The following is a 20,342-nucleotide window of genomic DNA, read 5'->3' as shown; positions in this document are numbered from 1 at the left end:
TCCTTACCCTGCTTTCGCTTGCTGTTTGGCAATTTCCTGATTACGTAATAAAAAGCGCTGAATTTTGCCACTTGGGGTTTTTGGCAGTTCGGTAACGAACTCGACTAAACGTGGATAGGCATGTGCAGACAGGCGTTTTTTCACAAATTGACTCAGTTCCTCAGCCAGTTGTGCTAAGGGTTGAACGCCTGCCGATAAGATCACAAAGGCTTTCACCACCTCGGTACGTTCTGGGTCAGGTACCCCAATGACCGCTGCTTCAACCACCGCATCATGTTCCAGCAAGGCACTTTCCACATCAAACGGTCCAATCCGATAGCCCGAGGTGGTGATCACATCATCACTGCGCCCAACAAAACTCATGCTGCCATCGGCATGCAACTCGGCAGTATCGCCAGTCAAATAGTACTGACCAATAAAAGGCGATTTACGCGTTTCATGATAGCCACCAAACCACATCATCGGTGATTGGCTGATATCGACCGCTAAAATCCCGGGGGTATCTGCAGGCAATTCTTCGCCTTGTTCATTCACGACAGCAACACGATAGCCTGCACTGGCAAAACCCGCTGAACCAGCACGAACCTCATGGCTTAAACCATGGTGATTACACACCACCATGCCCACTTCAGTTTGCCCATAATGATCATAAATCGGCGCATCCAACACCTGTTTAAACCAGCGAATCACTTCTGGATTCAATGGCTCTCCTGCACTGCTGACTACACGGAACTGACCTTTTAACTCGGCCATTTGAGTAGGGTCTGCCGCCATCATCATGCGGTAAGCCGTAGGTGCACCCGCCAGATTGGTAATCTGATAATCCTTCACAATCTGACACAGGCTGTCCGTGCTAAAACCACCGTCATAGAACAAGATGGCATGCCCTAAAAATAAGGGGCCAGTAATACCGAAGTACAGGCCATATGCCCATCCTGGATCGGCAATATTCCAGAATGAATCCTCTTCTCTTAGACCAACCGCATCTTGCATATAGCGCGCAAAGGCCAGTAAGGCTTTTAACGGCACTTCTAAAGGTTTTGCAGGTCCTGTGGTTCCTGACGTAAACATCAATAAAAATGGATCTTGAAGGCTTCGCATGACCAAGTCACAGTGCTCAGGTTGCTGCTGTACTTCATTCCAGAAATTAAAGTCTTCTGGATTTAACGGCGTCGCTTGCTGATCTGCAACCGTGACAATTGCGGGGCAACGCTCAACTTCATCGAGTTTGCTGCGGTTACCTGTATCCGTCACCACCAGCTTACTTTGTGCCAGTTGCAGACGATGCTCGATCGCCTTCGGGCCAAATGCAGTAAACAAAGGTTGATATACCGCACCAATTCGCCAAGCGGCGAAAATCGTCACCAGCAACTCCGGTGTTCTCGGCAGTAATCCTGAAATACGATCACCTGCTTTTACACCCTGCGATTTTAAGAAATTGGCAAATTGACTCGACCATTGCTGTAACTGGCGAAAAGTGTATTGTTCTTTTCGACCATCTTTGCCTTGCCAATACAATGCGATCTTGTCGCTTTGTGCGTGGCGATCACAACATTCATAACAGGCATTCAATGCATCGACTGAACCTGACAGCATCTGTGTTGCTGTACTTTGCAGATCAAAAGCCTGTACCGTCTCTTTATAATTCAACATCTGTGTTCCCTCAGTCTGCTTTGATTGTTATTCATGACAGGGTTTAATTTTTTGATAGCCATCCTTTGGCTTGAGCTGTTATGCCTCTGGCGGTAGGTATTGCTGAATAATGCTGGAAAAATCGAGATGCGCATTGCCACGCATACACATTTGCTGATACAGCTGCTGTACCATACCACCCAACACAATCGGTTGTTTGACTTGCCCTGCCGCTTCTACCGCAAGACCCAAGTCTTTCAACATCAACTGCGTGGCAAAACCATCTTGATAGCCACGCGAAGCGGGGGCATTTTCATTAATCTGTGGCCATGGATTACAGACTTCCGAACTCCAGCAACGACCACTTGAGGTGTTAATCACCCCAGCCAAGGCTTTTGGATCAATGCCTAGTTTGGCACCGAGTGCCATGCCCTCTGCCACGGCAGCCATAGAAATTCCGAGAATCAGGTTATTGCAGATTTTGGCAATTTGACCTGCACCCACCTCACCGCAATGCACCACGTTTTTGCCCATGTGGCTGAGTACGGGTTTGACTTCGTCAAAAGTCTGATCATTGGCACCCACCATAAAGGTCAAGGTCCCCGCCTGTGCACCGATGGTGCCACCCGACACAGGTGCATCACAAATATGGATTTTTTTACTCTGCGCAATCGCGGCAATGTCCTTGATGGTTTGCGGGTCAATGGTACTACTATCAATACATAAGCTGCCTGCTTTCAGTACTTCAAGTACCCCCTCTTCACCAAGATAGACTTCTTTGACATCTTTGGCCGCAGGTAACATGCTGATCAGCACATCGGCTTGTTTGGCCGCTGCTTGAGGGTTGTCACACACCACACCACCCGCCTCGGCAAAGTGCTGAATCGCCACTTCGCTGAGGTCATAACCATAGACGGTAAGTCCGGCTTTAAGTAGGTTGTGGGCCATTCTGCCGCCCATATTGCCTAGACCGATAAAGGCGATATTCATCCTTGATCCCCTTGTTAACGTAAACTGATAGTGGTGTTGACACCGCCCACTTCATGACTGTCTTCAAACCAGCGACTGGTAATGGTTTTGGTTTGGGTATAGAACTGCACAGCCTGTTTGCCATAAGGGCCTAAATCACCGAGTTTTGAACCACGAGAACCGGTAAAGCTAAAGAACGGTACAGGGACAGGAATTGGAATATTGATGCCGACTTGACCGATATCAATCAGGTTCTGGAAAGTACGCGCAATTGCACCACTTTGCGTGAATAATCCCACACCATTACCAAATGGATTGGCATTGATCAGCGCAATCGCCTCTTCAAGCGTATCGACACAAATAATCGCCAGCACAGGGCCGAAGATTTCTTCTTTATAAATACGCATATCCGTACTTACACCACTGAAAATTGTGGCTCCGACAAAGTTGCCTGACTCATAGCCGTGTACCTGAACATCGCGGCCATCAAGCAATAGTTCTGCACCTTGTTCAACACCACTATTGATCAAATCCAGTACCCGGGCTTTGGCACGTTTTGAAATCACAGGGCCAATATCAGTATTCGGTTCATGCCCTGCATTAACAGTTAATGTTTTGGCCTTTTCGACTAACTCTGCAATCCAATGTTTACTGTCTCCGACCATCACCGCAACTGACAACGCCATACAACGCTGCCCTGCCGCACCAAATGCGGCACCGACTAAAGCATTCAGCGTTTGTTCTTTATTGGCATCAGGCATTACCGCGACATGGTTTTTCGCACCCATCATCGACTGCACACGTTTACCATGTTGTCCTGCAAGGTTATACACATGCGTGCCCACTGCGGTCGAACCGACAAAGGAAATCGCTTTAATATCTGGATGCGTACACAGACGATCAACCACCTCTTTACCGCCATGCACCACATTCAACACCCCTGCTGGAATGCCTGCCTGAATCGCCAATTCGACCAGCATCATGGTCGAGAGTGGGTCTTGCTCAGAAGGCTTCAATACAAAGGTATTGCCACAGACGATCGCCATTGGGAACATCCAGAGCGGGATCATGGCGGGGAAATTAAATGGGGTAATGCCTGCACAGACACCCAAAGGCTGCTGTAAGGTATAGGTATCCACACCACGCGCGACACCTTCAACATATTCCCCCATTTGCAAGGTGCCAACTGAACAGGCATGCTCAACCACTTCCAGACCGCGTTGAATGTCGCCTTCGGCATCGGCCAAAGTCTTGCCTTGTTCCGCAGTCAGTACCTGGGCAATCTCCTTCATGTTGGCACGAATCAGATCTTGAAGTTTCAGCATGATACGCATACGCGCCTGAATCGGCGTTTGGCGCCAAGACGCAAATGCTGCTTGTGCAGACTGAATTGCCGCATCGACTTCCTGCACCGTAGCAAATGGCACACGACCAATCACCTCCTGCGTTGCAGGATTAATAATGTCTTGCCATTGTTGGGTTTCAGATTCGATAAAACGGCCATTAATGAGTAACTTGGCTGTTTCCAATTGAATAGTTTGGATTGTGTTCATAACCTCTCCATAGGCCGTATTTTTATTGTGATCAGTGTTCAGAAAATATCGATCGTCGTATTTTCTTTATTCAGGTTTTATTCGAGACTAGCAAAGAAAGCTTTGACCACCAACGCAAATTAATGCACGATCGTTGTGCAAATATGCACATGGACGACAATAACAATGAAAGTGGATTGGGATCATCTACAGTTTTTTTTAGTGTTGGCACGGACTAAAACCTTGACCAATGCGGCACGGATCATCGGCGTGGAACACAGTACCGTGGCACGGCGGATTCAGGCATTGGAGCAAGCTTTAGGGGTGACCTTATTTAAACGTGAGGCCTCTGGTTATGAGCTGACGCTGGAAGGAATGGCATTGGTGCCACGGGTTGAGCAAATGGAATATGCCTTTCTACAAATTGAAAAGCCTGATCAACCTTTGCAAGGCCGTGTGCGAATTGGCACACCTGAAGGTTTTGGTACTGCCTTTCTGGCGCGCTTGTTAGCGGAGTTTTCCATACAGTATCCCTCGCTCACTATTGACCTGATTCCAGTGCCGAAAATGATCAAGTTGTCGCATCGTGAAGCCGATATTGTGGTTTCAATTGAACGACCCACCTCTGGCCCCTATATCATTACGCGACTCTCAGATTATTGTTTAAAAATTTATAGCAGCAAAAGCTATCTGTCTCAGCATCCCCCGATTCGGCATTTACAGGATTTAACCCCACATCGCTTCGTCAATTATATTGATGATTTGGTCTATAGCCCCGAGCTGTACTGTCTGGAACGATTACCTTTAAAACTCAGCGCTAATTTCCGCAGTAGTAGTATTTTAGCGCAGCAGATTGCAGTGAGTGCGGGTGCAGGATTGGCGATTTTGCCCAAGTTTTTGGCCGATGATAAGCCCGAGCTTGAAGCCGTATTGGAGCAACAGGTGCGCTATACCCATACCTTTTGGATGCTGACCTTTGTCGATCTACAGCATGAACCCCGTATTAAACTGGTCTGGGATTATCTACGCAAACAGGCTGATCAATATCAGCACTTATTGGTGGATTAAACACAATGGCTAGACCATAAAAAACCGATCAATCTAGATCGGTTTTTTACTGAATAGACATGAACTATTGTGCCAATTCACGACCCAGTTTTTTCATGCGTGGTTTATACATCAACTGATAGGTTACAGCCAAAATGACCACCCACAACGGGCTAACATACAGGGCTTTTAAGGTATCTGGTTCAAGTGCCAAAATCACCAACGCAAATAACAAGAAGGCAATCACGATATAAGACATGAATACGCCACCCGGCATTTTAAACTTGGATTGCGCATGCAATTCTGGACGTAATTTACGGTAGCGCAGATAGCACACCATGATCAGACTCCAGACACTAATGAATAGAATCACACACAGTGAACTCGCCAGCGTAAAGGCCTCAAGCGTATTCGGTACAAAGTATTGTAGTACCGCACCGCCCATGATGAAGACGCAAGAGAAAATCAAACCATTGGCTGGCACGGCACTTTTCGATAAACGACCAAAGGCATTCGGCGCCTGACCATCTTTAGATAAACCAAACAGCATCCGACTGGTGGAGAATACCCCACTGTTCATCGAAGACATCACTGAAGACAGGACCACCAGATTCATGATGATGGCTGAGGTGACAATCCCTGCATTCAGGAACAATTCGACAAATGGGCTCTTATCCGCACGGATAATATTCCACGGTGTCACGGACATCACCACCAATAAAGCCAACACATAGAATAAGATAATCCGAATCGGAATCGCATTAATGGCCTTAGGCAAATTCTTATGTGGGTCTTTGGTTTCAGCAGCTGTGGTTCCAATCAGTTCTACCCCGACAAAGGCAAATACCGCGATCTGGAAACCGGCCAAGAAACCATCCAGACCTTTTGGAAACATACCACCATGCGACCAGACATTACTGAGCGAAGCGACAGTGCCATGCGGTGCCTGAAAATGGCTAAAGATCATATAGCCACCGACACCAATCAAGCCAATAATCGCTAAAATCTTGATCAGCGCAAACCAGAACTCAATTTCACCAAACAGACGCACGGTGAGCAAATTCAAGAACAGTACAAACAGCACACAGCCTGCACTAATAGCAGCCTGTCCAATTGGGGTAAACATGGTGCCTTCTGGCAGCCAGAAGGTGAGATAATTGATCACGGCGGCCAGATCGGCAATACCAACCAGCACCCAACCTAACCAATAGGTCCAACCCATGTAATAACCAGCCCATGGTCCAATCAGATCATGCGCCATATCGACAAAGGATTTGTAATGCAAGTTGGCAAGCAACAATTCACCGAGCGCCCGCATTAAGAAGAAGAACATGCCACCAATGATCATGTAAATAAACAGAATTGATGGGCCTGCCAAAGAGATGGTTTTGCCTGAGCCCATAAAGAGCCCTGTACCAATTGCACCGCCGATGGCGATCAACTGCAAATGGCGATTGGAGAGTTTACGTTGTAAGTCTTGGGGCGACTGTTCGCCTTCTGACTGATGAGATGTAACCGTCATATAAAGTTCCTTTTACTTTTTTCCTAAATGAGTCAGCACTTGATTTATACGCCATACCCTAGCTGTCTTTTAAAGACGGCTGACTCATTTCGATTGCAAGAAAATACGTATCTGACTACGTTTTATCTACTGCAAATACGTTACTTTTCTTCTTTTTTTATATTTTTTAAACAAAAATAAAGCGGATCGCTTTATTTTTGTGCTGCAACGACTGCAATTTCGATCAACCACTTCGGATTGACCAAGTCTGCCTGAATGGTGGCACGCGAAGGTGCAACATGACCTTTTAACCAGTCAATCCAGATGGTGTTAACCACAGGGAAATCGGATAGGTCTTTAACAAATAATTGTGCAGACAATAAACGTGATTTATCAGTTCCTGCTGAAGCCAAAAGTTGTTCAATGGTGGCCAACACTTCACGGGTTTGCCCTTCAATATCTAAGTCCGCATTTTTAGGCACTTGTCCTGATAAATACACCACTTGATTGAAGACCGTCACTGCGCTCATGACTTCATTGGTATTGAGCTTTTGAATATCTGAGTTAGACATAAGAAATCCTTATTCCTGAGTAATAAATGAAACACGTGCAGTCACGCCACACATCAGTTCATAACCGATGGTGCCTGAACCTGCTGCCACTTCATCAATGGCTAAAATTGTGCCTGAACTGGACTGGCCCCAAAGCACCACTTCACTGCCAACATCGGCATCGCTGATCGGGCTGAGGTCCACCGCCAGCATATCCATGCTGACCCGTCCAATGATTTGGGTCCGAATCCCATTGACCAAAACAGGGGTTCCTGTTGCTGAAATGCGTTGATAACCATCGGCATAGCCACAGGCCACGATGCCAATTCGGATCGGTTGCTCAGCCACATAGCTGGAACCATAACCGACACTTTCATTGGCACTGAGTTCTTGTACGGCAATAATCTCGCTGCGCAAGCTCATACTCGGCGCAAGGCCCCAGTCCTGAATAGTATGTTTGGGATAATCGGGCGAACTGCCGTACAGCATGATGCCGCCACGGACATAGTCCGACTGTAATTGAGTTTGATATCTTAAGATTGCAGCACTGTTACTGACCGATCTTTCTCCCGGTAAACCTTCAATCGCGGCGTCGAATTGCTGTAATTGATAGTCAATGCCTGTTTGACCAAAACGGTCACCATCGGCATCGGAGAAATGCATCATATGGGTGATGCTGGCAATCTTGTCTGACTGACTCAACTGCTGCCAAATGTCACGATATTGTTGTGGTTTAAACCCTAAACGGTTCATACCACTGTTCATCTTGAGGAAAATATCGAATCGAGCGGGATAGGCATGCTGCTGTATCCAAGCCACCTGTTGCATATTGTGTACGGTAAAACTCAATTGATACTGCACACAATCGAACAGGTCTTGGGCAGAGAAAATTCCTTCCAGCAATAAAATCGGGCCGGTCCAGCCCAATGCCCGCAGACGTTTTGCCTCGTCCAAATCGAGCAAGGCAAAACCATCGGCGTTTTTAAAAGATGCATAAACACGTTCAATCCCATGCCCATAAGCATTGGCTTTGACCACCGCAAACACTTTGCTGTTCGGAACCGATTGCCTCACCACCGCAAGGTTTTGGCGTAAGGCTTGGGCATGGATCACCGCAGTAATTGGACGAGGCATATTGTAACTTCCCTGTCTGTGCAATTAAGCGGCGTGTGAATAACGTTGAATCGACAAACCATCGGTACTGATGTCAGGGCGATGGTTCATGACCAGATCACTGATCAACTTGCCTGAACCACAGGCCATGGTCCAACCTAAAGTGCCGTGCCCTGTATTCAGGAACAGATTCTTGTACTGGGTTGCACCAATAATTGGGGTACTGTCTGGAGTCATTGGACGTAGGCCGGTCCAGAAGGAGGCTTGAGCGAGATCTCCACCCGGGAACAAGTCCTGAGTCACCATTTCCAATGTGGCACGGCGATCTTGATTCAATCCTAGATTGAAGCCGCTCAATTCCGCCATACCACCAACACGGATGCGTTGATCAAAACGGGTAATCGCAACTTTATAGGTTTCATCCAGTACCGTTGATTGCGGTGCAAATTTTGGCTCTACAATCGGAATGGTCAGTGAATAACCTTTCACGGGATAAACAGGTAAATTCAGTTCCAGTGGCTTTAAGAAATCACGTGAATAACTACCAAAGGCCAAGACATAACGATCCGCAGTGAGAACCTCACCATTGACCTTGACGCCTTTGATTTCATCACCTTCAACAATCAGGTTTTCGACATTTTGGTCGAATTTGAATTCAACACCCAAATCTTGCGCCAGTTTTGCTAAGGCATTGGTAAATAAATAGCAATCGCCCGTTTCATCATTCGGTAAATGTAGGCCACCAACCAATTTATCGGTATGGGCTAAAGCCGGCTCTACAGTCGCCAGTTCTTGGGCATTCAGTAAAGCGAAGTCGACACCACACTCTTGCAATACTTGAATATCACGTTGTACCGCTTCAAGTTGCGCGTCGCTACGGAACACCTGTAAGGTGCCCTTCGAACGGTTTTCGTAGTTGATGCGGGTTTGTGCTCTTAAATCACGTAAGCAGTCACGGCTGTATTCTGCCACACGCATCATGCGTTCTTTGTTCACCGCATAGCTTTGTGGATTACAGTTTTTCAGCATCTGTGCCATCCACTGCAACTGCCACATACTGCCATCAATATTGATGGCTAATGGCGCGTGATGCTGAAACATCCACTTGACTGCTTTAAAAGGAATACCCGGTGCTGCCCATGGGGTTGAGTATCCTGGGGAGATTTGACCTGCATTACCAAAACTGGTTTCTTTGGCAGGTCCTGATTGACGGTCAAGTACCGTCACTTGCGCACCTTGTTGTGCAAGATAATAAGCACTTGCCACACCAATGACGCCACTTCCTAAAACGATTACGCGCATAATAGATCCCTTAAGCACACACTAGGTTATTTAACTAGTATATTTTTGGATCAATAGTTTTTTTGACTGATTTTATGGCTATAATCTAGGTAATTTCATACTTTCGTCACGAAAAAATGAAAATAAAAGGGAATAAATGATGCGTAAATTAGACCGTATTGATCGCTTGATTTTAGACATTTTGCAACGTGAAGGCCGGATTGCCATCAGCGAGCTGGCCTCACGGGTCAACCTGTCTACCACCCCCTGCTCTGAACGAGTGAAGCGTTTGGAACGCGAAGGCATCATCATGGGCTATTACGCCCGACTCAATCCTGAATATGTCGATCGCAACTTGTTGGTGTTTTTGGAGATCAAGCTCTCGGCCAAATCGGGTGATGTATTTGATCAAGTGGCACGGGATTTGGTCGATATTCCAGAAGTACTGGAATGCCATCTGATTTCAGGTGAATTTGATTATCTGGTCAAAGCACGCTTAAAGGAAATGAGTGCCTATCGCCGCCTGTTAGGTGATTTACTGAAAAAACTGCCTGCCTCTGCATCCTCACATAGTTATGTGGTGATGGAAGAAGTGAAAGAGTCTTTATATTTAGATGTGGGCGTGTAGTAGGGTATTCAAAGCCATAAAAAAGCCCTTTGATGAAAGGGCTTTCTATTATTTCATCCAGAAATTTTTACCATAATAGGCGCCATTTAACTGGGTAATTTCAATTAGTTTTTCTCTGAATAGATGAAAATAGGCTTCATCAGGTGGAGTCGGATTACACCAGAACGCATCAAGATCACCTTGTACCGTCAGCCCTGGCAGATCATAGAGAGAACGCCCTAAAGTTTTCACAGGAATGTGGTGATACAGTGCCTGAATCCCTGTCGTACTGTTAATCGTGACCAAACCGAGGCTATGTTTCAATAACGTCGGCAAATGGATATCACAGAAATAATGAACACGATCCTCTACACCCAGTTTTGCTGAAACGTCTTGAATCAACTGAGCATATTGGCGATAACCACGGTCCATCGGATGATGCTTGAGTACTAAATGATGCGCGGGATTGGCATGCTGCGCAAAAGAATGAAGAATCTCGACAATACAATCGCGAATATCGGTGTAATCACTATGCACCCGTACCTGTGAATCATTATGCACTTGTAGGGTATAGATAAAATAATTCTTACTGTGTTGCTGAATAAAGGCATCAAAGCGCTTCGGCTCAACCAAGGAGTTTTTAAAGCGACGCAACATCGCCATAAACCAGTAGCCAAACTCTTGCACAGGGTTATAACCCCGATGATGTCGATAAAAAGGATAAAGCCAGAACAGCAAAGCCCAACACAGATAATATTGGAAGCCGCTCCACAGCATCAGATGATAGTGGTTATCACTGGATTCACGATGCAGCTCTACAACATCCTGATCATTTTCAGCTAAAAAAAGTTGTTTAAAATTCGAAAAGTCATTAACCCCATCCGCCTCAAAGGTGAGGTAATCTGGGCGAATATAGCCTTCCTCAAACACATAGAACTGGATCTGCAACTTTTGCGCAACTGCACGTGCCTGTTGGTGGTAGAAACGGCAGTCTCCGAAACAAATAATGGCATCAATCTGATTTTGCTGAATGTGTTCAGACAACCAAGCGCCAAAATCGGTGGATTTTTTTCGGTAATGCCAAATATTCGGGCGAGAATGGTAGTAACGCCAGTCTCCCGCATTAAAATTGACTTTAAAACACTCAATTTGTTTGGTTGTAAGCCAGTCTGACAAATCTGTGAAGAATGAGCCTATTGGTCCTTGTAATAACACAACTTTTTTGGCTGACAATAGCTCATCTAGATATATAGACAATCTCTAATCCTAAAACTTTATTTTCAATCCACGCAAGCGTGTAAACATCCATGACCAAACACTTGATGGAGATTTCTCGGCCGTTTGCTGTAATTTGCATATCTGTTGCATCACGTGTTCTGGTGTGACCAACGGAATCTGTAATATACGCGTCTGAGGTAAATTATAAACAGGATATTCTACCAAAACACTAAACGCTAACTCATCCACCGAGAGCTTACGTTGTCTCCGTTCACATGTGTGTCGATCAACTGTAACTCCCCAACCTGCATAAAACGGCATACCATAACAGTATACTTTAATGTTTCTTAACAGTGCTTCAAATCCAGATAAAGAGGTGATTGTGTGCAGCTCATCAATATATTCGAATAGTGTGATAATTGATACGTTTTTTTCAACCTGATCGACCAGATGTTTCATCTCATCCCATGCAATTTTACCCTTTCTAAGGCCTTCTTCTACGTCAGGATGCGGTTTATAAATAATATAGGCATCGGGGTGGTTTTTTCGCACTTCTTCGATCAAAGCCAGATTGGTCTTAATGTCAATTCCACCCAGCTGGATCGACAAATCATCTTCTACCTGCCCCACCACTAAAATTATTTTTTTCTCAATATTATGAAGTGATTGAATACCATCTGATAACTGCTGACCGACGTTATATTTGGTCAGTTTATTTTGAATGATCTGCTGCACCAATAACTGAATACGCTGCTGTTGTTCTGGGCTAAGTTTTACCTGATTGAGTAGCTGTTCCAAGCGTGATGGACGCGTGGCATCGTAGTAGATTCCGACATCATCAAAGACCAATGAAAAAGGCCTAATAAGTTTAGCACCGAGTCCCAAAGAGCGAAGGAAACCATCTTCAACCGTCCATACCTGCTGGTAGCCCTGTTGCTTGAGTAATGTCGCCTTTTTACCCCACGCCACAATGGCTTGATCTTTAGCTGGTTTACGCCAGTGTTTAAAGCGTAGCTCAACCTGAGGAAAGGCGAGAAAATCTTTGATAAAGCTCTTCTTCCATCGACTAAAACCATAAGCCACTACAGTTGTAGCAGGGATTTGCTTTTGAAATTCAATATTAGGAATTAGAGTATCTACAATTTCCTGCAACTCGCAGATCTGTTGTGAAACAGGCGAAACATATTTGGCATAGCGTACATAGGCGGCGACAAAGAGTTGTTCAATGCTCCGCGAGACCTGTCTACGACTTTGAATCGCTTCAGACAGCGGTACACGATCTTGTGTTAATCCCCAACCTGCATACCACGGTACACCAAAACAATGCACGGTCTTGCCACAGAGTAAGGCCTCAAAGCCCAATTGAGAACTCACCACATAGACTTCCGACATTTGTTGGCACAATTCGACCGGATTATAATTCTCTGTCAGTAGCTTGATATTGGGTGCTTTGAGGTGCTCACGCGAAAAGTGACTCTTGGCTTTTCCTGCCAACACATCGGGATGTATTTTTACCCAGATCTGTGCGTCAGGATGGTCATGTTGTGCTTGTTGCAGCATGTGATTAAAACTTTCTGCCGAAGCCATGGCACAACGAATTGATTGATCACCCACGGTTTGATCTATCACAAGGATATTTTTTTGCTGCTGAAATTTGCTTGATTCAAGTGATTGGTAATGTAAATTGTATTTGCTGATACCCGCATTCAGAATCTTCTGAATGAGTGCTTGTGCTTGTAATACCTGATCTTTTGAAAGTGACAACCCCAAGATGATTTTTTCTAAATCCGAGGATTGTGTCGCATCAAAATAGATACCAGACTGGTCTAAAACGACGGAAAGGGGTTGATAACCCGCTTTACCCAGACCTAAAGAGCGGATAAAGCCATCTTCCGCACACATGGCAACACCATGCTGCTCCGCAGCCAGTATTTGGGCTTTTTTAAAACTATTTTTACGCCCCCACCCCCAAAATATTTTATTATTTCCCGTGTTTGTGCGTTTTTTAATCTCTTGAGTCAATGAGTTATATAAATCATTGTTTTTAAAAAAATATATCTTATTAATCCCAAAAGGAATGTAATCTAACATATGAACATTTACAATGTTGGTGTAGTTCATTTACTATTATATCACATATTCTTTTCGAAAATTTTTCTAACCTATGGCAGGGGAAATTTGAAACTAAACCACTAATTCAAATTAAGTTTTTTTAATGGAAAAATCAATTAATATCTTGGCTGTCTTGGATGACTTTACTTTTACTGCGCTTGAGCTAGAAGCAAATGTAAACTTAATTTCATACCAACATTGGTTTTATCATTTTTTCCCAGGAAAAATTGATTTTGTTTTAGTTGAATCTGCATGGTTAGGTCAGAACCGTAAATGGCAATACCATATTGCAGACTATCCAGAACATCCAAGACGCAATAATGATAAAGTCAAAGCGCTGATTCAATGGGCCAAAAAACATCAAATTCCAACAATTTTCTGGAATAAGGAAGACCCGTATCATTTTGATCAATTTATTGATTCTGCACGCTTATTTGATTTTATTTTTACTACTGATCGTGCATCCATCCCGAATTATCAAAACTTGTGCCCAGACTCAAAAATTAATTATTTAAATTTTCCGTTTCAGCCCAAAATTCACTACCCTGCACCGATCAGCCAAACAGTGTCTCGCTCCAGCTTGTTTATGGGCAGCTATATGCACCATATGTTCCCGGAACGTCGTGAATGGCAGGATATCTTATTTCAAGCTGCAGCCCCACATGGCTTATGCATTATCAATCGACACGATGACAAAAAAGACAAGAATTATAAGTTCCCCGAAACACTGAAAGCAGAATATTTACACTCTGTTCCCTATCGTGAGACGGGACATATTATGCGTAAATTTCAACAAATTATTAATGTTAACTCAGTCACCACCTCGCCCACCATGCTCTCCAGAAGAGTGGTTGAAGGGATGGCCTGTGGTCGTTTGGTGATCAGCAATCCAAGCCTTGCACTCCAGAATTTATTTCAAGACCTGTGTGAAGTGGTTGAAACACAGGAACAGGCAGATGAATTATTTACTCAACTCAGCTTTGGATTAAGTCAGCAACAACATGAAAAAATACGTTATGCTTGTGATCATGTATTCACCCACTATACCGTGAAACAGTGGTTAAAAGACATCCTAAACAGCTGCCAAATCGATCACCCTTATTTATATGCTTAAATTTTTTTTCTCGAAAAAGAAAACACCTGATCATGACTGGGTTGATTTATCCATCGTCATTCCGATCGACTTAAGCTATCGTAGTAGTGATATTTTGCAAAGAATCAAGTGTCTGGTTTCGACAGTACAAGACCAGCCCATTCGTTTTATTTTAGGTTGTAATGCACAGCCCGAACGCCAAGTGCAACAACTCAAAAAGCTGATTGCAGGCTGCCCACAAATCACGTTGGTGATTGATCCAAGTGCCAGTGGACATCTTTCTCGTCTAAGAAATATTGCATTGGCACAAGTACAAACACACTATGTCATGTTTCTTGATATCGATATTCATATCAATCTTGAGCAAATCCACAATGCATTTGCTCAGGTACAACAGCATCCTGCACAGTTATGCATGTATCCATGTCTGTATTTGAGTAAAAAAGGCAGCAAGCAGGTCAAGCGCCTGACATTAGCAGCATTTAGACACGCATATTATGACTTTAGGCGAGACCTGATTTTACACTTGGCCTTTCCATCATCCATCATCATTACTGACTTAAAGTCTGTACAAACAATCGAAGGTTTTGATGAGCAATTTATTGGACATGGTTATGAAGATTTTGACTTCATGCTACGCTTATTTCAGCATAAAGGCTTAATTACATATCAACCTGCTTTGTTGCTTGATGAAACCTATCTAGCACCCATGATGGCCACAGGTTTCCGAGCCATTTTGGCGGAGAGCCAGCTAGAGCAACTCTTTCAAAAAGAATATTTCCTGCATATTTATCATGAAAAAGATAAAAAAAGCCTTTACCACCAACAACGGCAAGCGAATCAGCAGCGCTTTGAACTGAAACTTAAACAACAAATTGAAGATGGAACGCTAATTGATACAGCCCCCCCCTATCTATTGAAAGCATTCTGTCAGTTGTTAACACAGTACTCTCTCAACCGCCCTGAATACTCAGCACTTTGGGCTGAGATCCAAGGGCATAAATTGAGAAAATAATATTCCTATGGCCACTTATATTATTTAATTTCTATCTTGTCATAAAATAACTGCCATATCTGTGATCCATTTTCTTTATAAGCACTCGAGGTCCAATATACATTAAATGAAACACTACCATTTGCATTATACACTGGACTAAAACTGGCTTTATAAGGAGCCAAACATTTACCTATTAACAATGGCTTCTCAGAAACTTTGAAATTTTCACCATCTTGACTTAAAGCAAAATATAAGTTTCTACTGAAGAAATTATCGTTAATTAATAGAACAGTTTGTTGTCCAACAAATCGGGCTTCCAAGTGCCATGGTTCAATATTTTTTGGACTATCAATGAAATGCACATCACTCCACATACCACCTAAATTCGATGCAGTTCTGTATGCAAGCGTTGTTTTATTCTTTCGATACCCAACATAGTATAAATACCATAAATTGTTTTCAGTATTATATAAAATTGAAGGGGATAAAATTGGGTCCTTATAGCTATTTGAAAATAGTACCTTTTCCTCAGACCACTTAAGCCCATCTCTGGATGTAACATAGCGTAAGTCAAATAGTCTATTACTAGCATTACCATGTAGAGAGGTGACAGTTCTCCACATCATAATTAACTCACCCTTGAATGGATCATAACCAAAATCAATATCCGAGTTATATGTTTTATCATCAGTGTTTATTTTTTTTGGCGCATCAGACAAGGGTTGTTTAAACCTTGCAATAAGATTGAACTTTTCTAAATTATTACTCTCATAGACTGTCGGATTTTCATACGCATCCTGTGTATTATGATAAGGCGTAATACCTAGCCAATACCTATTCTTTTCTACAAGTTTGCTCTGAAAGTCTAAAATAATTGGATGAACAACATGATCGTTTACAAAGTATGGCGTATCAAGACGAATTTTATCTCTCTGGTTGAGAGTATTTTTTTCTAGATCATTAATTGAAATATCATTACCAACTTTGCTAGGTAATAAACCACTAGGTATTGGAAAATATTGACCACACTCATCTAAGGAGTGCATAATTTTTGCGCCATTATCAGTCAGATTTGAAAGATCTAAAGCTTTCTTACATGGAACAGGATCTATTGGTTTAGAAGGTTCAACTACCTTGGGTACTTCAGGCTTATTTACAGTTGTTTCACTCCCCCCTCCGCATCCAACGAGAAATAAAGAAAGGAGCAAAATTAGTTTTTTTAGATTCATGAGATACTTATGGTAAAAATGTTCAATTGAAATGCTGATGAGGTGTCAAACCTACAACCACATACAGCCCTAAACATAAAAAATTTTGCATATTGTAAATATTTTGTATTAAAATAATATTAATTTATAAATTTTTTGTAATTTTTTACAAAAATAAGAATAAAAACAATTACTTAAGCCTTGATTTATTGATTTTTTCATTTCAGTTAAACCAATTCTTTAATTCATGATCGTTGATTCAATATACCTTGTTAAAAATGCATGTAAAACATTTCACTAAAATGTAAAAGAAGTGTATTTATCTGATTTTATTATAAATTACAAAACAAAATAAACTTTTAACAGCTAAATAAATTAGCTATAATAAATAACAATTAATTTAAGCTAGAAATCCATTTTTTCTTTAACTATTTAAATTAATAAGACAAGCATATTTTTTCACATTGAATCCAAGATTAAATCATGAAAAAACTTAAAATACTCTGCCTTTTAGACTCATTAACATACACTGGTCTGAAAATGGAGAATAATATTATTTTATTCCCAATGCTAAGAAATATAATATTGAATAAATTTTTTAATCCCGATCTTATACTAGTCGAATCAGCATGGTTTGGTTATAGAAATATATGGAAACATAAGCTTGTTAATTTTCCAGATAAAAAAGCAGATCTAAAAATAATAGTTAAAATGCTTGAATGGGCAAATGAAAAAAAAATTCCTGTTATCTTTTGGAATAAGGAAGACCCTATTCACTTTGAAAAATTCCAAGAGTGTGCAAATCTTTTCGAATATGTAGCTACTACAGACTCCAACTGTATCGAAAAATATTCTGCTGCAAAAGGTTCTTTTTATTTACCTTTTGCTTATCAACCTAGGATTCATAATTTCAAAATAACTGACATAAATAACAGATCAAGAAATGGTATATTTATGGGTAGTTATTTAACAAATAATCATCCCAATAGAAAAGCTTGGCAAGACAGCTATTTCCCTATATTTTCAAAATATGGACTAGATATATATGATAGAAATTCAAAATTAAAAAATAAAAACTACCAGTTTCCTAGTTATGATAATGTTAGAATATTTGATGCAGTAGAATATAAAGAAACAGGTAAAGTTATGAGAAATTATCTCTACTCCATAAATGTTAATTCAATAACTAACTCTCCAACTATGTTTTCTAGGAGAATATTAGAAAGCATAGCATCAGGATGTATTGTTTTCTCTAATAAATCAGAAGCTATTGATAATTTATTTCCAGATTGTTGTTTACAAATAGAAAATAAGGATCAATTGGAATTCCATTTAGAGAATATTCGAAATGGCAATACTTCAGAATATAATGAAATGAGAAAACATGCGTATGATTTAATTGAGAAAAAATACAGTTACGAAAATTGGATAAAAATAATATCTGATGAAATGGGATTGAAAATTAATTAAGTTTAATATTCCTAAAATAGACCTTAAAGTCTTTATTTTGTTCATGTTCTTTATACATTCCAAACTTCAATCTGAACTGATTGCTTGGTTGTATAGATGGGTACCCTAGCTTTCCTTCCCAATTTACAAATTGTTCACCATTTTTCAAAATATTAATATGACCAATATAATCAGAGTCAATTAGGATTTTAATAGAAAAATTTGTCCAATCATCTTGAGGTAAATCTAATCTTTTTATTACAGCCCCTGTAACATGAACATCTGGATTCCTTACTACAAATGCAAGATTTTTTGAAGTACCTCTAGATATACGTCCTGAAAAAACAGGTGGCAATTTTTCATTTTGCCATAATTGCATAACATAAAACCATGTATTCGTAATATCAGAACTTCGGTCTATTTTTATATCATAATTAATATTGTATGTTTGGCCAACTAAAATTGGCTTGTTTACAAATGCTAACTCAGATCTATCAACAGATTTTTTACTACTTACTACAGATTCCTTTGTTTGTGCAGCAGTTTGGAAAGTCAATATTTTATTAGAGGATGATGGTGCAGAAACTTTACCTTGACACTTTCCATATAAAAAACCATTTTGCTCTGAAATTAAGTTTCCACCTCGTCCAATTTTTGATGAACACAGGTTTGAATCAACAATTGAATCAGCAAAAGAGAAATTACTTAACCCAATTAAAAAAATAAATTTAATTAAGAGTTTTGTAGCAATATTTTTCATAGCCAGACTCCACAAATTAAAGATTATTTATAAAAAACTACTACTTTAATATTTTTCAATTTAACAGTTTCAGTCTTATGCCAACTACGGAAACCTATTTTGAAAGATTTTGTATATTGTGGTGTTTTAAATTTTAAGGAGCACCCAACTTTTAGATTTTTATCAGTATTCAAATAATTAAAATACCCAACAGAATTAGAATATCTAAGACCCTCTAAATCATGGGTACTATCATCAGTATTGAATTTCAAACAAAATAAGGCATTATTTTTTATTGCATCTTCATTACAATCAGTTTGGTAGTAAAGCACTATATGAGCGATTTCATATTGAGTTGACCCAATAGCCATCCAGATAGTATCATCTGTTAGCACATTAATATCATCTATTATAAATTCTTCAGATAGTGACTTAGTTTCTTTTGGTAAAAATTTCACTATATTATTAAAAATTAAATCAGAAAATACTCTTCCACCACAATCATTTAAATGCACATCATCATAGAAAAATTTTCTATCCACAATATCTTTGGTTTCAAAATAAGATACGTTATTTTGCTTACAAAATTCAAAAATAGATTTATACAGTGTTTTTCTTTTAACACAAGCATCTTGATGAGCTGCTTTAGAGATTTTATAGAAATTATCATCGATAACATCAATAAATGGTGATGCCGATACCAACAACTTTATATTAAAAACTTTACAAACATTATTCATTATTTCATAAATTTTTACGGTATCTTCAATTTTTTCTGCTGTTAATATATTATCAAAATCAGAATCAATTAATGGGGGCGCTATATTACCAAATAATTTTGTCTTATTCCACATTCCATCCTTATAATTATTCGCATATACATCATTAGTAGGAATAAACACAACAATTAGCGATGGCTTATATAAAACCACTTTATTTAAAAGTGAGTTTAGAATATTTAGTGATGTAGTTCCAGATACACCAGTATTAAAAACTTGAAAATCCAGACCATGATTAAATAGCTCCCTCTCTAAGCATGAGCTAATTCTTAAGTATTCAGTTGAATACATAGATTCAACAAATGAATCCCCCATAATAAAAATTCTTTTAGAAGAAGAAACATAGTTTCCTGTAGTTATAAATCCATCTTGATCTGTATTACATCTAAATTGCAATTTTTTATCTAAAGTTGGTCTAATCTCCCAATAAGTATTCCTAGGCGTATGAATTACAGTTGACAGAGCTTGCTGCTCTTTCAATCTGATATTTCTTTTCATGAAAAACTCCAACGAA

17 protein-coding genes are annotated in these 20,342 nt (G+C 40.9%); 5 read left to right on the top strand and 12 right to left on the bottom strand.

The features are described 5' to 3' along the window. Positions 1–3: 3 nt before the first annotated feature. From NDN13_RS15110 to NDN13_RS15100, 3 genes are all read right to left on the bottom strand, one after another. Positions 4–1,653, bottom strand: a complete 1,650-nt coding sequence (locus tag NDN13_RS15110) for an AMP-binding protein (protein WP_251116053.1) — start codon at positions 1,651–1,653, stop codon at positions 4–6. Positions 1,654–1,731: 78 nt separating this feature from the next. Then, positions 1,732–2,622 (bottom strand): 3-hydroxyisobutyrate dehydrogenase, encoded by an 891-nt coding sequence (gene mmsB, locus NDN13_RS15105; RefSeq protein WP_251116052.1) that lies wholly within the window; start codon positions 2,620–2,622, stop codon positions 1,732–1,734. Positions 2,623–2,636: 14 nt separating this feature from the next. Continuing rightward, a complete protein-coding gene (locus NDN13_RS15100) occupies positions 2,637–4,154 on the bottom strand; it encodes a CoA-acylating methylmalonate-semialdehyde dehydrogenase (RefSeq protein ID WP_251116051.1) in 1,518 nt (505 codons plus the stop codon). Positions 4,155–4,319: 165 nt separating this feature from the next. Between NDN13_RS15100 and NDN13_RS15095 the strand changes: the two genes are divergently transcribed. After that, positions 4,320–5,201 (top strand): LysR family transcriptional regulator, encoded by an 882-nt coding sequence (locus NDN13_RS15095; RefSeq protein WP_251116050.1) that lies wholly within the window; start codon positions 4,320–4,322, stop codon positions 5,199–5,201. Positions 5,202–5,265: 64 nt separating this feature from the next. Here NDN13_RS15095 and NDN13_RS15090 read toward each other — a convergent pair whose 3' ends face one another. The 4 genes from NDN13_RS15090 to NDN13_RS15075 all read right to left on the bottom strand — a co-directional run bounded on the left by NDN13_RS15090 (position 5,266) and on the right by NDN13_RS15075 (position 9,647). Then, complete coding sequence (locus tag NDN13_RS15090) at positions 5,266–6,702, bottom strand: amino acid permease (protein ID WP_033133740.1); 1,437 nt, start codon at positions 6,700–6,702, stop codon at positions 5,266–5,268. Between the two features lie 191 nt (positions 6,703–6,893). Continuing rightward, positions 6,894–7,253 (bottom strand): RidA family protein, encoded by a 360-nt coding sequence (locus tag NDN13_RS15085; protein WP_251116049.1) that lies wholly within the window; start codon positions 7,251–7,253, stop codon positions 6,894–6,896. A 9-nt stretch (positions 7,254–7,262) separates the two neighbouring features. Further along, positions 7,263–8,366: an alanine racemase gene (gene alr / locus NDN13_RS15080; protein WP_251116048.1), complete on the bottom strand. Its 1,104-nt coding sequence runs from the start codon at positions 8,364–8,366 to the stop codon at positions 7,263–7,265. Between the two features lie 24 nt (positions 8,367–8,390). Then, positions 8,391–9,647 carry a D-amino acid dehydrogenase gene (locus NDN13_RS15075; protein ID WP_251116047.1) on the bottom strand — a complete coding sequence of 419 codons (1,257 nt, stop codon included), beginning with the start codon at positions 9,645–9,647 and terminating at the stop codon, positions 8,391–8,393. 139 nt (positions 9,648–9,786) lie between these two features. Between NDN13_RS15075 and NDN13_RS15070 the strand changes: the two genes are divergently transcribed. After that, entirely contained in the window at positions 9,787–10,254 is a 468-nt protein-coding gene (locus NDN13_RS15070) for an Lrp/AsnC ligand binding domain-containing protein (RefSeq protein ID WP_032812567.1), read from the top strand. A gap of 48 nt (positions 10,255–10,302) precedes the next feature. On the opposite strand, the gene NDN13_RS15065 is transcribed toward NDN13_RS15070, so the two are convergent. Further along, positions 10,303–11,490 (bottom strand): capsule polysaccharide biogenesis protein, encoded by a 1,188-nt coding sequence (locus tag NDN13_RS15065; protein WP_251116046.1) that lies wholly within the window; start codon positions 11,488–11,490, stop codon positions 10,303–10,305. 9 nt (positions 11,491–11,499) lie between these two features. Next, positions 11,500–13,572, bottom strand: coding sequence for a capsule polysaccharide biogenesis protein (locus NDN13_RS15060; RefSeq protein ID WP_502799545.1), 2,073 nt, complete (start codon positions 13,570–13,572; stop codon positions 11,500–11,502). Between the two features lie 94 nt (positions 13,573–13,666). Between NDN13_RS15060 and NDN13_RS15055 the strand changes: the two genes are divergently transcribed. Next, a complete protein-coding gene (locus NDN13_RS15055) occupies positions 13,667–14,677 on the top strand; it encodes a CgeB family protein (RefSeq protein WP_251116044.1) in 1,011 nt (336 codons plus the stop codon). Continuing rightward, positions 14,670–15,671, top strand: a complete 1,002-nt coding sequence (locus NDN13_RS15050; protein ID WP_251116043.1) for a galactosyltransferase-related protein — start codon at positions 14,670–14,672, stop codon at positions 15,669–15,671. Before NDN13_RS15055 ends, NDN13_RS15050 begins: the two co-directional genes overlap by 8 nt. 20 nt (positions 15,672–15,691) lie before the next feature. On the opposite strand, the gene NDN13_RS15045 is transcribed toward NDN13_RS15050, so the two are convergent. Continuing rightward, entirely contained in the window at positions 15,692–16,882 is a 1,191-nt protein-coding gene (locus NDN13_RS15045) for a hypothetical protein (RefSeq protein WP_251116042.1), read from the bottom strand. Positions 16,883–17,344: 462 nt separating this feature from the next. Between NDN13_RS15045 and NDN13_RS15040 the strand changes: the two genes are divergently transcribed. Further along, positions 17,345–18,331 carry a CgeB family protein gene (locus tag NDN13_RS15040; protein WP_251116041.1) on the top strand — a complete coding sequence of 329 codons (987 nt, stop codon included), beginning with the start codon at positions 17,345–17,347 and terminating at the stop codon, positions 18,329–18,331. Here NDN13_RS15040 and NDN13_RS15035 read toward each other — a convergent pair. Next, positions 18,324–19,070, bottom strand: coding sequence for a heparin lyase I family protein (locus NDN13_RS15035; RefSeq protein ID WP_251116040.1), 747 nt, complete (start codon positions 19,068–19,070; stop codon positions 18,324–18,326). The genes NDN13_RS15040 and NDN13_RS15035 overlap by 8 nt on opposite strands. Positions 19,071–19,093: 23 nt before the next feature. Then, positions 19,094–20,326 carry an SGNH/GDSL hydrolase family protein gene (locus tag NDN13_RS15030; RefSeq protein WP_251116039.1) on the bottom strand — a complete coding sequence of 411 codons (1,233 nt, stop codon included), beginning with the start codon at positions 20,324–20,326 and terminating at the stop codon, positions 19,094–19,096. Positions 20,327–20,342 lie beyond the last annotated feature (16 nt).

This window comes from Acinetobacter sp. C32I (assembly GCF_023702715.1).
Lineage (GTDB): Bacteria > Pseudomonadota > Gammaproteobacteria > Pseudomonadales > Moraxellaceae > Acinetobacter.
The sequence above is the reverse complement of the archived record's forward strand: the minus strand, read 5'-3'. Positions and strand labels throughout refer to the sequence as shown.

Excerpts from the sequence above, each read along its gene's own strand:
- NDN13_RS15055 (WP_251116044.1), top strand. The coding sequence starts at position 13,667 with ATGGAAAAATCAATTAATATCTTGGCTGTCTTGGATGACTTTACTTTT.
- NDN13_RS15035 (WP_251116040.1), bottom strand. The coding sequence starts at position 19,070 with ATGAAAAATATTGCTACAAAACTCTTAATTAAATTTATTTTTTTAATT.
- NDN13_RS15060 (WP_502799545.1), bottom strand. The coding sequence starts at position 13,572 with ATGAACTACACCAACATTGTAAATGTTCATATGTTAGATTACATTCCT.
- NDN13_RS15110 (WP_251116053.1), bottom strand. The coding sequence starts at position 1,653 with ATGTTGAATTATAAAGAGACGGTACAGGCTTTTGATCTGCAAAGTACA.
- NDN13_RS15075 (WP_251116047.1), bottom strand. The coding sequence starts at position 9,647 with ATGCGCGTAATCGTTTTAGGAAGTGGCGTCATTGGTGTGGCAAGTGCT.
- mmsB (WP_251116052.1), bottom strand. The coding sequence starts at position 2,622 with ATGAATATCGCCTTTATCGGTCTAGGCAATATGGGCGGCAGAATGGCC.
- NDN13_RS15070 (WP_032812567.1), top strand. The coding sequence starts at position 9,787 with ATGCGTAAATTAGACCGTATTGATCGCTTGATTTTAGACATTTTGCAA.
- NDN13_RS15090 (WP_033133740.1), bottom strand. The coding sequence starts at position 6,702 with ATGACGGTTACATCTCATCAGTCAGAAGGCGAACAGTCGCCCCAAGAC.
- NDN13_RS15100 (WP_251116051.1), bottom strand. The coding sequence starts at position 4,154 with ATGAACACAATCCAAACTATTCAATTGGAAACAGCCAAGTTACTCATT.
- alr (WP_251116048.1), bottom strand. The coding sequence starts at position 8,366 with ATGCCTCGTCCAATTACTGCGGTGATCCATGCCCAAGCCTTACGCCAA.
- NDN13_RS15085 (WP_251116049.1), bottom strand. The coding sequence starts at position 7,253 with ATGTCTAACTCAGATATTCAAAAGCTCAATACCAATGAAGTCATGAGC.
- NDN13_RS15045 (WP_251116042.1), bottom strand. The coding sequence starts at position 16,882 with ATGAATCTAAAAAAACTAATTTTGCTCCTTTCTTTATTTCTCGTTGGA.
- NDN13_RS15095 (WP_251116050.1), top strand. The coding sequence starts at position 4,320 with ATGAAAGTGGATTGGGATCATCTACAGTTTTTTTTAGTGTTGGCACGG.
- NDN13_RS15050 (WP_251116043.1), top strand. The coding sequence starts at position 14,670 with ATGCTTAAATTTTTTTTCTCGAAAAAGAAAACACCTGATCATGACTGG.
- NDN13_RS15030 (WP_251116039.1), bottom strand. The coding sequence starts at position 20,326 with ATGAAAAGAAATATCAGATTGAAAGAGCAGCAAGCTCTGTCAACTGTA.
- NDN13_RS15040 (WP_251116041.1), top strand. The coding sequence starts at position 17,345 with ATGAAAAAACTTAAAATACTCTGCCTTTTAGACTCATTAACATACACT.